Genomic DNA, 14172 nt, shown 5'->3' with positions numbered 1-14172 from the left:
GAGCTTCCGCTGGCGTGAGCCTAGGTTCGGGTGAACGAGACGTCAACAGTTTGTTGAAGGTAATTCCGGGCCGCGGTGCCGCCTGGGCGCGACAGGACAGGTGTCAGCGGCACCGCGGCCCGGAAGTCTCAGGGGGTCGTCAGACCTGGGCGCCGGAGAGGCGCTCCACGGCCCGCAGCAGGGCCGAGTGGTCCAGGCCGCCGTCGCCCTGGGCGCGCAGCGAGGCGACCAGCTGGGCGACCACGGCGCCGACCGGCAGGGCGGCGCCGACGTTGCGGGCGGCGTCGGTGACGATGCCCATGTCCTTGTGGTGCAGGTCGATGCGGAAGCCCGGCTTGAAGTCGCGGTTGAGGAAGTTGTCCTTCTTGCGCGTCAGCACGGTCGAGCCCGCGAGGCCGCCGTTGAGGACGTCCAGCGCGGCCTGCAGGTTCACGCCCGACTTCTCCAGGAAGACCACGGCCTCGGCGCAGGCCTGGATGTTCACGGCCACGATCAGCTGGTTGGCCGCCTTCACGGTCTGGCCGGAGCCGTGCGGGCCGCACAGCACGATGGTCTTGCCCAGCGCGTCGAAGATCGGCTTGGCCTGGTCGAAGTCGGCCTGCTCGCCACCGACCATGATCGACAGCACGGCCTCGATGGCACCGGCCTCACCGCCGGAGACGGGGGCGTCGAGGACGCGGATGCCCTTGTCCTTGGCCGCCTTCGCCAGGTCCACGGAGGTCTGCGGGGTGATCGAGGACATGTCGATCAGCAGGGCGCCCTGCTTGGCGTTCTCCAGGATGCCGTCGGGGCCGTAGGAGATGGCCTCGACCTGCGGGGAGGCGGGCACCATCGTGATGACCACGTCGGCGTCGCGCACGGCGTCGGCGATCGAGGAGGCCGCGGCGCCGCCGGCGGCGGCCAGGCGGTCCAGCTTGTCCTGCTCCAGCGTGAAGCCGGTGACCTGGTAACCCGCCTTGATCAGGTTCTCGGACATGGGGGAGCCCATGATGCCGAGGCCGATCCAGGCGATCTTGGGAAGGTTGGTGCTCATGATTGGGGGTGCCTCTCTAACTGCTCTGCAAAGTCGGGGGGTTCGGCGCGTTGAGCGCGTTCAGCGCGCTTCGCGCGGGAGCCACTCGAAGGCCTCGGCGCTCGGGCGGTCGCCGGCCTTGTACTCCAGGCCGACCCAGCTGTCGTAACCGGCCTTCTTCAGCTGGTCGAGCAGCTCCTCCAGCGGGAGCGAACCCGTCCCGGGGGCGCCGCGGCCGGGGTTGTCGGCGATCTGGACGTGGCCGGTCTTCGCCGCGTACTGCTCGATGACCGAGGGCAGGTCCTCGCCGTTCATGGACAGGTGGTACAGGTCCATCAGGAACTTCGCGTTCCCGAGGCCCGTCGCCTCGTTGACCTTGTCCACGACCTCGATCGCGGCCGGCGCCGACACCAGCGGGTACAGCGGCGACTCGGGCTGGTTCAGCGCCTCGACCAGCAGGATCGCGCCGATCCGGTCGGCGGCCCGGGCCGCGAGGGCGAGGTTCTCCAGGGCGAGCGCGTCCTGCTCGGCCGGGTCCACGCCCTCGACGCGGTTGCCGTAGAGCGCGTTGAGCGCCTTGCAGCCGAGGGAGGCCGCGAAGTCCGCCGCCACGTCGATGTTGGCGCGGAACCTCTCCGACTCCTCGCCCGGGATCGACAGGGCGCCGCGGTCCGGGCCCGGCAGCTGTCCGGCGTAGAAGTTCAGCCCCGTGAGCTGGACGCCCGCGTCCTCGATCGCCTTCTTCAGGGCGTCGAGCTCGGACTGCTCGGGGGTGGGGGAGTCGACCCAGGGCCACCACAGCTCGACCGCCGTGAAGCCCGCCGCGGCGGCGGCCGCGGGACGCTCCAGGAGCGGGAGTTCCGTGAAGAGGATCGACAGGTTGACGTTGAAGCGCTGGTCTGCGAATCCCATTCGGGCCGCGCTCCCTTCCCTAGGAATTCCGTATTGCGGAAGTTCATTTCTGCTTAATGGAAGATTGCCTGCGGCCGGGGGTGACTGTCAAGAGCGGGCACGAAAAAGTGCCCCCGCGCGGGCTGCGCGGGGGCACTTCCTGTGCCTGGTCAGAGGGCGTCGACGGCACTCACCTTCCAGCCGTCGGCGGTGCGGGCGAGCGTCATCCGCACCCGGTTGAGGTCCAGGCGGGCGCCCGACACCTGGGTGCTCTGCGTGATCTGGTTGACGAAGAGCAGCACGACCGCCCTGTCCGGTGCGGCGGACACGACGGAGACCGCCGGGGCGCCGCCGTCCGTGGGTGCCGCCACCGTCGCCTTCACCACACCGTGGTACTTCTTCGCGGTCGGCCCGACCACCGTCTTCGTCGTCCTGCCGTACTGGTCGCGGAACGCGCCGGTCAGCAGGGCACGTGCCCGGGCGAAGTCGCGGTCCAGGTGGCGGTAGTCGTACGACAGCACGACCGGGGCGGCCTTCCGGGCGGCGGCGAGCGCCTCGGTGCGGGCCCGTGCCGTCTGCTGTCCCTGCCGGTACTGCCACCCGAGTACGGCGGCCGCGGTCAGGGCCGCCACGAGCGCGAGGCAGAGTGCCGCGGTGAGCACCCTCGGGAGGCGGGGCGGGCGTGCGGGCGCGCTCTCCTGCTCGTCGGCGTCCGGCTCCGGCGCCGGCTCCGGCGGGTCGTCCCAGCCGCCTGGGGGCTCGATGACCACGGTGTGTCCCGAGAGCCGTTCCTCGGCCCTGTGGGTGGTCTCGTCGTGCTCCGGCAGCCTGGCACGCTTGGCCGCCGCGCGGGCGGCCGCGGTCAGGGTGCGCCGGGCCGGGGAACCGGTGCCGCGGGTTCGGGTGGTCGGGTTCGCCACGGTGTCTCTCCTCACTGCCGGCCTCATCGGCTCAGCCCACGAACTCGACGTCGGAGGTCAGCCAGCGGCCGGCCACGCGCACCAGGTCGAGCTGGAGCCGGTAGGTCCGCGCCTGTCCCTCGGGCGCGGCGGTATTGGTCACCTTGCTGTCGGCCACCACCAGGACCCGGGCCGAGCGCTCGTCGGACCGCACGATGCCCGCTTCCAGGACCTGCCCCTCGGACACCGACTTGTTCTGGGCGACGAGCTTCGTCAACTGCGCGGTCTGCGCGGCGAACTGCTTCTTGAAGTCGCCGGTGGCGCCCTTCAGCACGTTGCCGCTGTCCCGGCCGTAGTGCCGGTAGTCGAGCGAGGTGAAGTTCAGCGCCGACTGGCGGGCCGCCGCCAGCACGTCCTGGCGGCGTTGTTCCGCCGCGCGCTGGTCGGCCAGCCGCAGCCCCAGCCAGACGGACAGCGCGGTCGCCAGGACGGTCGCGGCGACGAGACCCACCCCCAGCGACCTCATGCGCCTGATGCCATCGGTCCAACGAGCAGCCATTGCCACGACTCCTTTCCGAACACGGCCTGTTCGCCGCCCGTCGAGCCGATCCCGACGGATGTCTGTCCCCGGCCGGCCGACGCGCCGGGGGCGTTCTGCGCGCCGCGCACCGAGGTCGCGCTGCCGCGCGGTGCCGCGCAGTGCGCGCCGGTGTTCGCCGGGCGTGTGCCGGTGTCGGCGGGGTCGCGTCGCCGCGTGCCGTAGCCCTGGGTGCACGGCGGCGGGTCGTCGGCGCCCAGGACCAGCCCGAAGTGGGTGGTGCCGTCCCCGGGGACGACGGTGTAGCTGCCCGCGACGGTGAGCGGGAGGGTCACCAGGGCCTGCTCCACGCCGGGCAGCCGGGCCACGGTGACCTGGCCGCCGCTGATGAGGTTGGCCAGCAGGACCGACAGGCCGGGCCCCGTGGACTTCAACAGCGAGTTGACCTCCTGTGCGGCGGGCGCCGTGTTGCCGATCAGCCTGCGCAGATCCCCGTCGCTCGACTTCAGCTGCGCGGTGAGCGTGGCCAGGTCGCGGGAGAACGACTTGATCGCCGAGCCCTGGTCGGCCTGCGTCTTGAGCACCTTCCGCGAGTCCTCGATCAGCGACACCGTCTCCGGGAGCGACTCGGACGCCGACTCGACCAGCTCGTTGCCGGAGTCCACCAGGCGGCTCAGGTTCGGTCCGGTGCCGGCGAAGGCCTTCCCCAGCTCGTCGACGGTGGTGCGTAGATCGTCCTTGCCGACCGAGTTCACCAGCCGGTCGAGGCTGAGGACGAGGTCGGTGACCGGCAGCGGGGTCCGGGTGCGGCCGCGCGGGATCGGGCTGCCGTCGATCAGGTACGGGCCGCCCGAGCGGCGCGGCTGGAGGTCGACGTACTGCTCACCCACGGCCGAGCGGTTGGCGACCACGGCCAGGGTGTCGGCCGGGATCCGAGGCGCGCCGTCCTCGATCCTCAGGGACACCGAGACCCCGGAACCGGTCAGCCGCAGATCGCCCACCCGGCCCACCGGCACCCCGCGGTAGGTGACCTCGGAGCCGGGGAAGACGCCCCCGGACTCGGCGAAGTCGGCGTGCACGGTGTAGCCGCGGTCGAGGACGTCGTCCACCAGGCCCGTGTACTCGGCGCCGACGTACGACACCCCGACGGCGGTGACGGTCGCGAAGGCCAGCAACTGGGCCTTGACCGTACGTGTGATCACGGCAGCATCCCCTTCAGCATCAGCTCGGCGAGGCCGACGTCGATCCCCTGGGGGAGGCGGTGCGAGCCGTCCCCGGTGCCGTAGGCCGCGGTGCACACCGGCGGGCACAGCAGGGTGCTGCCGTCGGAGGGCGTCGAGGGGACAGGGGGCACGGACGGGGTGTCCGGCAGGGACGGGGCGGACGGGAGGGGGGTGGGAGTGGGGACGCTCGGCAGGTCCGGGATCCCGGGCGCCGGGGTGCTCCTGCCCTTGCCCGGCTTGTCGGTGACGTTGCCGTAGATGCCCGCCAGGTCCAGGTCGGCGGTGATCTTCAGGTTGACGTAGTCGCCCTTGACGGCGTCCACCACGTTGCGCGGGAACGGGTAAGTGGTCAGCAGCTCGAGGGAGTTGGGCAGATCGTCGCCCGCCTTGTTCAGCTGCTGCAGGATGGGCCGCAGCTGCCTGAGGTTGGCGACGGTGTCGTCCCGCGAGGCGTTCACGACCCTGGTGCCGGTCTTGCCGAGCCTGGACAGGCCGGTGAGCATCTTGGTCAGGTCGCGGCGCTGGTCGGCGAGGACCTTCAGGGCGGGCGGCATGGTGTCGACGGCCTCGGCGATCGTCTTCTTCTCCTTCTTCAGCCGCTCGGCCAGCCGGTCGACGCCCTTGAGCGCGCGGACGATGTCCGCCCGCTGGTCGTCGAGGCCCCCGAGGAAGGTGTCGAGTTCCTTGAGCAGGGACCTGACCCGGCTCTCGCGGCCGTCCAGGGCCTTGTTCAGCTCGACGGTGATCGTCTTCAGCTGGGCCACCCCGCCGCCGTTGAGCAGTGCGGACAAGGCGGACAGCACCTCCTCGACGTCCGGGTTGCGGCCGCTGCGGGACAGCGGGATGCGGTCGCCGTCGCGGAGCCGGCCGACGGGCTGCGTGCCGGCCGGCGGGGACAGCGCGACGTACTTCTCGCCGAGCATGCTGGTCTGCCGCAGCTCGGCGACCGCGTTGCCGGGCAGCTTCACCGAGTTGGCGATCCGCAGCCGCACGCGCGCGTGCCAGCCGTCCAGCTCCACCTTCTCCACCGCGCCCACGGTGACGTTGTCGACCTTGACCGCCGACTGCGGCACCAGATCCATGACGTCCCTGAACTCGACGGTGACGTGGTACGCGCGGCCGTCCGCGGCGGCGCCTCCGGGGAGCGGGACGTCGTACCAGCCGTTGAACTCGCAGCCGGTCAGCAGCAGCGAACCGACCGCCGTCCAGGCGGCCACCCGGCCTTTGCGCAGCACACTCATGCCCGGGCCCCCAGGATTCCGCCGAGGGTCCTGTCGACCGTGCCTGTGGCCGCCGGGGCCGTCGGCACCTTGGGCAGGGAGTCGAAGAGCTTCTTCAGCTCCGCGCAGTTGCCGTGGTCGTCCCCGGTCGTCCTCAGGAGCGAACAGAGCAGGGACGCCGGGTCCTGCGGTGTCTGCGCGTTGTTGCGGGTGTCGAGGGTGCCGGCGGCGGGGTTGTAGGCGTTCTGCAGGTTCGACAGGCCGGTGGGGGCGACGTCCAACAGCTCCTCCAGTGCGGCCCGTTGGGTGACGAGGACCTTGGTGACCTTGCTGAGCCCCCGCACGTCCGAGGTCAGCGCCTTCTTGTTGTGCTTCACGAAGTCGGACACGTCGCCGAGGGCCGCGCCGAGGTTCTGCAGCGCCGCCGCGAGGTCCTTGCGCTCCCCGGCCAGCTGCGCGGCCACCTCGGCGAGGCTGGTGTTGAACGACCGCACGCTCTGGTCGTCCGCCGCCAGCGCGGCCGTGAACACCTGGAGGTTGCGCAGGGTGCCGAACAGGTCGCCGCGGCCGTCGGACAGCGTGGTGACCGCCTGCGAGAGGTCCTCGACCGTCTGGTTGAGGTTCTCGCCCTGGCCCCGGAGGTTGTCCGCGCTCACCCCGAGCAGCCGCGACAGCGAGCCCTTCTTGTTGGCGCCGTTCGGGCCGAGCGCCTCGGCCGTGGTGTGCAGGCTGTCGAAGATCCGGTCCAGTTCGACGGGGACGGCGGTACGGGACTCGGGGATGACGTCGCCGTCCCGCAGCGCCGGGCCCTTCCGGTACACCGGCAGCAGCTGCACGTAACGGTCGCTGACCACCGACGAGTTGATGATGGCGGCCTGCGCGTCCGCCGGGACCTTGCGCCCCTGCTCGTACTCCAGCTCCACCCGCACCCGGCCGCCCTCCGGCGTGATCCGCTTGACCTCGCCGATGCGGACGCCGAGGACACGGACGTCGGAACCGGGGTAGATGCCGACGGTGCGCGGGAAGTACGCCGTGACGCGGACGGGGTCGGGGTGCGGCCACAGGAGGACGGCGAGCGCGACGACGACCGCGAGTGCGGTGAACAGCGCCAGAAGTCTGCGGGTCATCGGGTGCCTCCCGTCCGTGGCGTGACCGGGGCGGCGACCAGGTTCTGCACGTACGAGTCGAACCAGCGGCCGTTGCCCAGGGTGTTCGTGAAGAGCCGCACGTAGGGCGCGAGCAGCTTGACGCTCCGGTCGAGGCTCGCCTGGTTGCGTTCGAGCATCTTCACGAAGGTGTCCAGGTTCTTCAGGGCCGGCCCGATCTCCTTCCGGTTGTCCTCGACCAGGCCGGAGAGTTCGATGCCGAGCAGGGCGCTGCTCTTGAGGAGGTTGTGGATCGCCGTGCGCCGCTTGCTGATCTCCTTGAACAGCGCGTTCCCGTCCGTCACCAGCGCGGAGAAGTCCTTCGTGTGGCCGGCGAGCACCTGGGTGACTCCGTTCGCGTGGTCGAGCAGATCGCGCAGCGCCTTGTCGCGGGAGGCGACGGTCCTGGAGATCCTCGACAGTCCCTTGATCGACGCCCGCACTTCCTCGGGCGAGTCCTGGAAGGTGGCGGAGATCGTGTCCAGCGCCTTCGCGAGGCGGTCCGTGTCGACCTCCTCGGTGGTGGTCGTGAGATCGCTGAAGGCCTGGACGACGTCGTACGCCGACACGGTCCGCCGGAGCGGGATCTCGCTGCCGGGCTTCAACCGGCCCGGCCCCTTCGGGTGCAGGGCCAGGTACTTCGCGCCGAGGATGGTCTTGACCCGGATCGACGCGCCGGTGTCGGTGCCGAACGCCGGGTCGCCCTTGACCTTGAAGGTCACCTTGACGTGGTCGCCGGCCAGGTCGACGTCCTCGACCTTGCCGACCTTGACCCCGGCGATCCGCACCTCGTCGCCCGGCTTGAGCCCGCCCGCCTCCGAGAAGTCCGCGCTGTACGTGTCGCCGCCGCCGATCAGCGGCAGGCTGTCGGCGTTGAACGCGGCGACGGTCAGCAGCGCGAGGACGGTCAGGCCGACAGCGCCCACGACCAGCGGGTTGCGCTCACGGAAGGGCTTCAGTCGGGACCGCTTCAGCCGGATCCCGGGCAGCCTGGGCGGCAGGACGCGCACCTTCACCAGGAGCTCGGGGCGGGGCGTGCGCTTGGGCCGCTGCGGGAGCTTCGGCAGCTTCGGTGCCAGGACGCGCACTTTCACCAGCGGTTCGGGGTGTGCCTTGCGCTTCGGCCGCCGGGGGAGCTTCGGCAGCTTCGGCGGCAGGACGCGCACCTTCACCAGGGGCTCGGGGCGGCCTCGCCGCCCCAGGGGACGCAGGCTCATCCGCCGCACCTCGCCCGTGCCACGTGCATCTCGGGTGTGAGCACCTTCTTGGTCTTCGGCAGCACGATCCGGCCGTCGAAGTCGCAGAGGTAGAAGTTGAACCACGAGCCGTAGGACGCCGTCCCGGTCAGCTCGTCGAGCTTGTTCGGCAGCCGCTTCAGCACGCCCTCCACGGTCTTCTCGTTGTCGTTCAGCGTTCCGGTCAGGTCGGTCAGCCCGGCGATGTCGTCCTTCAGCGGCGGGCGCGCGTCCTTCAGCAGCCCGGAGGTGGCGTCGGCGAGGGCGCCGATGTTCACCAGGGAGTCCCCGATGGGCTTGCGGTCGGCGGACAGCCCGGAGATGACCCGCCGCAACTGCTTGAGCAGCCCGGAGAAGCGGGCGCCGCGCTTGTCGAGCGTCCCCAGCACGGTGTTGAGGTTGTCGATCACCGAGCCGATCAGCTCGTCTCGGTCGGCGAGGGTCGTGGTGAGCGAGGCCGTGTGCGCGAGCAGGCTGTTCACCGTGCCGCCCTCGCCCTGCAGGGTCTGGATGATCTCGGTGGCGAGCTGGTTGACGTCGTTCGGGCTGAGCGCGGCGAACAGCGGCTTGAAGCCGCCCAGCAGCGCGTTGAGGTCGAGCGCGGGCTGGGTCCGGGACAGCGGGATGGTGCCGCCGGGCCGCAGCCGGAGGGTGCTGTCGCCCACGCCCTCGGTGAGCGCGATGTACCGCTGCCCGACCAGGTTCCGGTAGCGGACGACCGCGTGGGTGCCGGCCGGCAGCGAGCGGTCCGCGGTGACGGTGAAGGTGACCTCGGCCAGCGTCCGGTCCTTGATCCGGATGCCCTCGACCTCCCCGACCCGCACCCCGGCCACCCGGATGTCGTCGCCGGTCTCCAGCCCTGTGACGTCGCTGAAGACCGCGTGGTACGTGTCCTTCGGAGTGAAGGAGATGTTGACGATGGTCGCGGCGAGCAGGGCCGTCGCCGCGATCGTGACCAGCGCGAAGAGGCTGAACTTGATGAGCGGGGCGGCGGTCTGCCGGGCTCCTGCGGTCCTCATGCGACGCTCACCGCCGTCCCGCGGGCCAGCGGCCCGAACAGCAGGGTCGCGACGGGCGGCACCTCGTCCGCGGGGACGCCCATGACAGGGGCCACGAGCGAGCCGACGGCCCGCTGCTCGGCCGCGGTGGCGGACACGTCGACACCTCCGGGGAGCGCGCCGCCCGGACTTCCGGCCGACGTACCGTCGTTGAGATGGGGTTTCGGGCCGGGCACCTGCGGATGCGGCAGGCCCCGGCAGTTCGGCCCGGACCGCTCGCCGTAGACCGGCTCCTCGCCGGGCCGGTACGCGGCCTGCGGCCGTACGACCTCGAGGGTGATCCGCATCTCGCCGCCCCGGAACGCGTCCTCTGACGCCTTCTCCTGCCGGACCAGGCCCTGCAACAGGCACGGGTACTCGGGGGAGTAGCGGGCGAACAGCTCCAGGGTGGGGCGGGAGACCCGGCCGAGGGTGATCAGCCGGTCGCCGTTCTCGGCGAGGAAGTCGTCCGCGGTGCCCGCGACCGTGGCGGTCGTCCGGAGCGCGGCGGCCAGCCGGTCCTTCTGCTCGACGATGGTCCGGCTGGTGGTGACCGTGTTGTGCAGGATCCGCATCAGGTCGGGAGCGGCGTCGCCGTACACCTCGGCGACATCGGCGAACCGTGCGATGTCCTCCTGGAGCGACGGCAGGTGCGGGTTGAGGCGGCGCAGATAGGCCTCGACCCGGGTGAGGTTGTCACCGATCCGGTCACCGCGGCCCTCCAGCGCGGTGGCGAAAGCCGAGAGGGTGGCGTTCAGTTCACCGGGCCTGACCGTGCGCAGCAGCGGCAGCAGGTCGTTCATCAGCTGCTGCACCTCGATGCCGACCTGCGTGCGGTCCTGGGTGATGACGTCCCCGGCGCGGATCGGCCGGGCCGTTGAGCGCGCGGGCGCCACCAGGTCCACGTACTTCTCGCCGAACAGCGTCTTGGGCAGCAGCCGCGCGTGGACATCCGACGGGATGTACGCGACGTACTGGGGCTTGAGCGCGATGTCGAGCGTGGCCTTCGTGCCGTCCGCGTGCACCTCGCGCACCTCTCCGACCAGCAGTCCGCGCAGCTTGACGTCGGCCCGAGGATCGAGCTGGTTGCCGAGGCTGTCGGCCTGCAGGGTGATGCGCACGACGGACGTGAACGCCTGCTGGTACACAGCCACCGCGAGCGACAGCAGCAGCGCGAGTACGGCGATGAACGCGATGCCGTACAACCTGAGTCTCAGCACTCTCACCGGCCTCACCCCGCGATCCGTACGGTCGTGTTGGCGCCCCAGATCGCGAGGCTCAAGAAGAAGTCCAGGACGTTGATGGCGACGATCGACGTCCGCACCGCACGCCCCACCGCGACACCGACCCCCGCCGGACCGCCGCTCGCGTAGTAGCCGTAGTAGCAGTGCACCAGGATGATCAGCACGGCGAAGACGATCACCTTGCCGAAGGACCACAGCACGTCGACGGGCGGCAGGTACTGGTGGAAGTAGTGGTCGTACGTGCCCGTCGACTGCCCGTAGTAGCCGGTGGTGATGGTGCGGGCGGCCAGGTACGAGGACAGCAGCCCGATGACGTACAGCGGGATCACGGCGACGAAGCCGGCGATCATCCGCGTCGTCACCAGGAACGGCAGCGAGGGCACGCCCATCACCTCCAGCGCGTCGGTCTCCTCGCTGATCCGCATCGCGCCGAGCTGTGCGGTGAAGCCGGCGCCGACCGTCGCGGACAGGGCGAGCCCGGCCACCAGCGGGGCGATCTCCCGGGTGTTGAAGTACGCCGAAAGGAACGCCACGAAGTTGGAGGTGCCGAGCTGGTTGAGGGCCGCGTAGCCCTGGAGGCCGACCTCGGTGCCGGTGAAGAAGGAGAGGAAGGCGATGACGCCGACCGTGCCGCCGACGACGGCGAGCGCACCGCGCCCGAAGCTGACCTCGGCCAGCAGCCGCAGGATCTCCTTCTTGTAGCGGCGCAGGGTGCGGCCCGTCCACGCCAACGAGCGGCCGTAGAAGGAGAGTTGGGTGCCCAGCTCTTCGAGGGAGCGCAGGGGGCGTTCGAGTGGTCGCATCGGCTAACCCCTCTGCGGGACGACCTGGAAGTACACCGCGGTCATCACGAAGTTGGTCACGAACAGCAACATGAAGGTGATCACCACCGACTGGTTCACGGCGTCGCCCACGCCCTTCGGCCCGCCCTTCGCGGTCAGCCCCTTGTACGAGGCGACGATCGCCGCGATCGCCCCGAACACCAGCGCCTTGAACTCGGCCGCCCACAGGTCGGAGAGCTGGGCGAGGGTGGTGAAGGAGGCGAGGTAGGCGCCCGGAGTGCCGTTCTGCAGAACGACGTTGAAGAAATAGCCGCCGGCCACTCCGACCACGGACACCAGGCCGTTGAGCAGCACGGCCACGACCATCGAGGCCAGCACGCGCGGTACGACGAGCCGGTGGATCGGGTCGATGCCCAGCACCTGCATCGCGTCGATCTCGTCCCGGATCTTCCGGGCCCCGAGGTCCGCGCAGATCGCCGTGCCGCCCGCGCCCGCGATGAGCAGCGCGGTGACGATCGGCGAGGCCTCGCGCAGGACGGCGAGCACGGATGCCGCACCGGAGAACGACTGCGCGCCCAACTGCCTGGTCAGGCTGCCGATCTGGAGGGCGATGACGGCCCCGAAGGGGATCGACACCAGAGCCGTCGGCAGGATGGTGACGCTCGCGACGAACCAGGCCTGCTGGATGAACTCCCTTGCCTGGAAGGGCCGTCGGGGCAGGGTCCGGACGACGTCCAGCGCCATCGCGAACAGGTTGCCCGAGTGCCGCAGCGCGCCTGTCGGGGAGAGACTCATGCGCCGCTCACCTCCTCCCAGCGCAGCCCGGCCTCCCGTCTCGCGATCGCCTCCCAGCGGGGCGGGCGCGTGATGCCGGGGCTCGGCAGCAGACGGGGAGGGAGGCCCTCGGCCGGGCCGCGCTCGTCGATCTGCGCCAGCTCCTGCTCGACCTGCGCCGCGTCCTTCTCCTCCGCCATGCCGATCGGCCCCTGCATCCGGCCGTTCAGGAACTGCCGTACGACCGGCTCGTTGCTGGTCAGCAGCTCCTCGCGGGGCCCGAACATCACCAGCTCACGGCGGAACAGCAGCCCGATGTTGTCCGGGACCTGGCGGGCCGAGGCGATGTCGTGCGTGACGATCAGGAAGGTCGCGTCGATCTGCGCGTTGAGGTCGACGATGAGCTGGTTGAGGTAGGCCACGCGCACCGGGTCGAGGCCCGAGTCCGGCTCGTCGAAGAGGATGATCTCCGGGTCGAGCACCAGGGCGCGGGCGAGCCCGGCCCGCTTGCGCATACCGCCGGAGATCTCGCCGGGCAGCTTCCCCTCGGCGCCGATCAGCCCGACCATGTCCATCTTCTCCAGCACGATCCGCCGGATCTCGCTCTCGGACTTGCGGGTGTGCTCGCGCAGCGGGAAGGCGATGTTGTCGTACAGGTTCATCGAGCCGAACAGCGCGCCGTCCTGGAACAGCACGCCGAACAGCTTCCGCACCTCGTACAGGTCGTGCTCGCGCAGCTCGGTGATGTCCCGGCCCGCGACCCTGACCGACCCGCGCTCCGGCTTCAGCAGCCCGACGAGCGTCTTGAGGAACACCGACTTGCCCGTCCCGGAGGGGCCGAGCATCACCGACACCTCGCCGGCGGGCAGCGTCAGCGAGACGTCCTGCCAGATGACCTGGTGACCGAAGGACTTGGTCAGCCCTTCCACACAGATCTCGACACCCATCCGGTCCCACCCTTCGCCCGTGGAGCAGCTCCGACATCTGCTCTACGGGGAGGGGCGGGGCGTCCGTCGCGACGGACGCAAGATTTTTTTCGGACGCGTTGACGGGGGGTTACGGCAGCTCGGCTACGGCAGCTTCGGCGGCTTCAAGGAAGGCGTGGGTACGGCGACGGGAACGGACGGTACGGCGGGAGCGCCCGTGACCGACGGGAGCGGTGGCACCGACGGGAGTGGTGGCACCGAGGGGAGCGACGGCACCGTCGACTCCACCGGCAGCTTGGGAAGAGGAGGCGACGAGACCTCCGGCAGAGGCGGCACGGAGAGCGGTACGACAGACCGGTCAGCAGGTGGCCGAGTCGCCGCCCGGCTGGGGGTCGCCGTCGCCGGGGGCCTGGGCGTCTCCGGAGAGCGCACCTGCCGGGTGCTGTCCGTCCGGAGGACCTGCGCCCCGCTCGACACGGCAGGCCGCGGAGCCGGAGCACCCGTCCCACCGCCCCCGTCGAGCGCGTACGGCAGCACGAACCCCGCCACCGCCAGGGTCGCCGCGGTCGAGGTGACCGCCACGGCCTGGGCCTTCCCCGCCCCGCGCGGCCGCCCGCGTCCGAGCAGGAACAGCACCACCCCGAGCGTCCCGGCCAGCGAGGCGCGCAGCGTCCGCCGGGCCCGGGCCAGCAGCGACTCGACCGTCCGGTAGCTGAGCCCCATCCGCACGGCGACCTGGCTCACGTCCAGATCCTCGGACTTCAGCCGCAGGGCCTCCGCCTGCCGGGCGGGCAGCTCCCCGCTGCGGACGGCCACCCACTTCGCCTCGGCCCGGTCGCACACCGCCTCCTCGACCGGCACGGGGCCCGGTGCGTGGAGCGTGGGGCTGCCGCCGACCTCGGCTTCCCGGTTGACCTGCCGGTGCCGGTCGACGCACAGCCGCATGGTCACGGTGGTCAGCCAGGCGCCGAGGCGCTCGTCGTCGAGATCCGGGCGCTCGGCGGCACGCAGCATCGCCTCATGGACGGCGTCCTCGGCGTCCTCCGGGCTCATCGACCGGCGCCGGGCCACCTTGAGCAACTGCTCGCGGTGGCTCCACATGCGCTGCCAACGCTCGTCGGCGGCCTGTATGTCCGCAGGCATGTCCGTCGCCATGAGGGCCCCTTCGCGCTCACCCACCGGTCGGTGCTTCCGGCGGGTGGCGACATTACCGCCGAGTATCCGCGGTTGTGGAGGGGGCGAGACG

Annotated in this window: 14 protein-coding genes; all 14 read right to left on the bottom strand. The window is 71.0% G+C overall.

All coding sequences use genetic code 11. The annotated features are described in order from the left end of the window. Positions 1 to 139: 139 nt before the first annotated feature. The 14 genes from CRP49_RS00345 to CRP49_RS00280 all read right to left on the bottom strand — a co-directional run bounded on the left by CRP49_RS00345 (position 140) and on the right by CRP49_RS00280 (position 14069). On the bottom strand, positions 140 to 1033 hold the full coding sequence (locus CRP49_RS00345) for a 2-hydroxy-3-oxopropionate reductase (protein ID WP_097251599.1): 894 nt from the start codon (positions 1031 to 1033) through the stop codon (positions 140 to 142). A 60-nt stretch (positions 1034 to 1093) separates the two neighbouring features. Further along, complete coding sequence (locus tag CRP49_RS00340) at positions 1094 to 1924, bottom strand: TIM barrel protein (protein ID WP_097251598.1); 831 nt, start codon at positions 1922 to 1924, stop codon at positions 1094 to 1096. 149 nt (positions 1925 to 2073) lie between these two features. Further along, complete coding sequence (locus tag CRP49_RS00335) at positions 2074 to 2823, bottom strand: hypothetical protein (RefSeq protein ID WP_097251597.1); 750 nt, start codon at positions 2821 to 2823, stop codon at positions 2074 to 2076. Between the two features lie 31 nt (positions 2824 to 2854). Beyond that, positions 2855 to 3328: a hypothetical protein gene (locus CRP49_RS00330; protein ID WP_097251596.1), complete on the bottom strand. Its 474-nt coding sequence runs from the start codon at positions 3326 to 3328 to the stop codon at positions 2855 to 2857. Next, entirely contained in the window at positions 3325 to 4542 is a 1218-nt protein-coding gene (locus tag CRP49_RS00325) for an MCE family protein (RefSeq protein ID WP_097251595.1), read from the bottom strand. Before CRP49_RS00325 ends, CRP49_RS00330 begins: the two co-directional genes overlap by 4 nt. Further along, positions 4539 to 5804, bottom strand: coding sequence for an MCE family protein (locus CRP49_RS00320; RefSeq protein ID WP_097251594.1), 1266 nt, complete (start codon positions 5802 to 5804; stop codon positions 4539 to 4541). The genes CRP49_RS00325 and CRP49_RS00320 overlap by 4 nt, the downstream gene beginning before the upstream one ends. After that, positions 5801 to 6910 (bottom strand): MCE family protein, encoded by a 1110-nt coding sequence (locus tag CRP49_RS00315; protein ID WP_179851449.1) that lies wholly within the window; start codon positions 6908 to 6910, stop codon positions 5801 to 5803. The genes CRP49_RS00320 and CRP49_RS00315 overlap by 4 nt, the downstream gene beginning before the upstream one ends. Continuing rightward, positions 6907 to 7908, bottom strand: coding sequence for an MCE family protein (locus CRP49_RS00310; protein ID WP_373560383.1), 1002 nt, complete (start codon positions 7906 to 7908; stop codon positions 6907 to 6909). The genes CRP49_RS00315 and CRP49_RS00310 overlap by 4 nt, the downstream gene beginning before the upstream one ends. Before the next feature lie 233 nt (positions 7909 to 8141). Next, a complete protein-coding gene (locus tag CRP49_RS00305) occupies positions 8142 to 9182 on the bottom strand; it encodes an MCE family protein (protein WP_097251593.1) in 1041 nt (346 codons plus the stop codon). Further along, entirely contained in the window at positions 9179 to 10426 is a 1248-nt protein-coding gene (locus CRP49_RS00300) for an MCE family protein (RefSeq protein ID WP_179851448.1), read from the bottom strand. Before CRP49_RS00300 ends, CRP49_RS00305 begins: the two co-directional genes overlap by 4 nt. A gap of 5 nt (positions 10427 to 10431) precedes the next feature. Then, complete coding sequence (locus CRP49_RS00295; protein ID WP_097251591.1) at positions 10432 to 11247, bottom strand: ABC transporter permease; 816 nt, start codon at positions 11245 to 11247, stop codon at positions 10432 to 10434. A gap of 3 nt (positions 11248 to 11250) precedes the next feature. Further along, positions 11251 to 12021, bottom strand: a complete 771-nt coding sequence (locus tag CRP49_RS00290) for an ABC transporter permease (protein ID WP_097251590.1) — start codon at positions 12019 to 12021, stop codon at positions 11251 to 11253. Continuing rightward, positions 12018 to 12947, bottom strand: coding sequence for an ABC transporter ATP-binding protein (locus CRP49_RS00285; RefSeq protein WP_097251589.1), 930 nt, complete (start codon positions 12945 to 12947; stop codon positions 12018 to 12020). Before CRP49_RS00285 ends, CRP49_RS00290 begins: the two co-directional genes overlap by 4 nt. A gap of 123 nt (positions 12948 to 13070) precedes the next feature. After that, positions 13071 to 14069 carry an RNA polymerase sigma factor gene (locus tag CRP49_RS00280; RefSeq protein WP_306459682.1) on the bottom strand — a complete coding sequence of 333 codons (999 nt, stop codon included), beginning with the start codon at positions 14067 to 14069 and terminating at the stop codon, positions 13071 to 13073. Between the last annotated feature and the right edge of the window lie 103 nt (positions 14070 to 14172).

The sequence above is a fragment of the Streptomyces sp. Ag109_G2-15 genome (assembly GCF_900215565.1).
GTDB lineage: Bacteria > Actinomycetota > Actinomycetes > Streptomycetales > Streptomycetaceae > Streptomyces > Streptomyces diastatochromogenes.
The sequence above is the reverse complement of the archived record's forward strand: the minus strand, read 5'-3'. Positions and strand labels throughout refer to the sequence as shown.

Excerpts from the sequence above, each read along its gene's own strand:
- CRP49_RS00285 (WP_097251589.1), bottom strand. The coding sequence starts at position 12,947 with ATGGGTGTCGAGATCTGTGTGGAAGGGCTGACCAAGTCCTTCGGTCAC.
- CRP49_RS00290 (WP_097251590.1), bottom strand. The coding sequence starts at position 12,021 with ATGAGTCTCTCCCCGACAGGCGCGCTGCGGCACTCGGGCAACCTGTTC.
- CRP49_RS00295 (WP_097251591.1), bottom strand. The coding sequence starts at position 11,247 with ATGCGACCACTCGAACGCCCCCTGCGCTCCCTCGAAGAGCTGGGCACC.
- CRP49_RS00330 (WP_097251596.1), bottom strand. The coding sequence starts at position 3,328 with ATGAGGTCGCTGGGGGTGGGTCTCGTCGCCGCGACCGTCCTGGCGACC.
- CRP49_RS00340 (WP_097251598.1), bottom strand. The coding sequence starts at position 1,924 with ATGGGATTCGCAGACCAGCGCTTCAACGTCAACCTGTCGATCCTCTTC.
- CRP49_RS00315 (WP_179851449.1), bottom strand. The coding sequence starts at position 6,910 with ATGACCCGCAGACTTCTGGCGCTGTTCACCGCACTCGCGGTCGTCGTC.
- CRP49_RS00320 (WP_097251594.1), bottom strand. The coding sequence starts at position 5,804 with ATGAGTGTGCTGCGCAAAGGCCGGGTGGCCGCCTGGACGGCGGTCGGT.
- CRP49_RS00280 (WP_306459682.1), bottom strand. The coding sequence starts at position 14,069 with ATGCCTGCGGACATACAGGCCGCCGACGAGCGTTGGCAGCGCATGTGG.
- CRP49_RS00305 (WP_097251593.1), bottom strand. The coding sequence starts at position 9,182 with ATGAGGACCGCAGGAGCCCGGCAGACCGCCGCCCCGCTCATCAAGTTC.
- CRP49_RS00345 (WP_097251599.1), bottom strand. The coding sequence starts at position 1,033 with ATGAGCACCAACCTTCCCAAGATCGCCTGGATCGGCCTCGGCATCATG.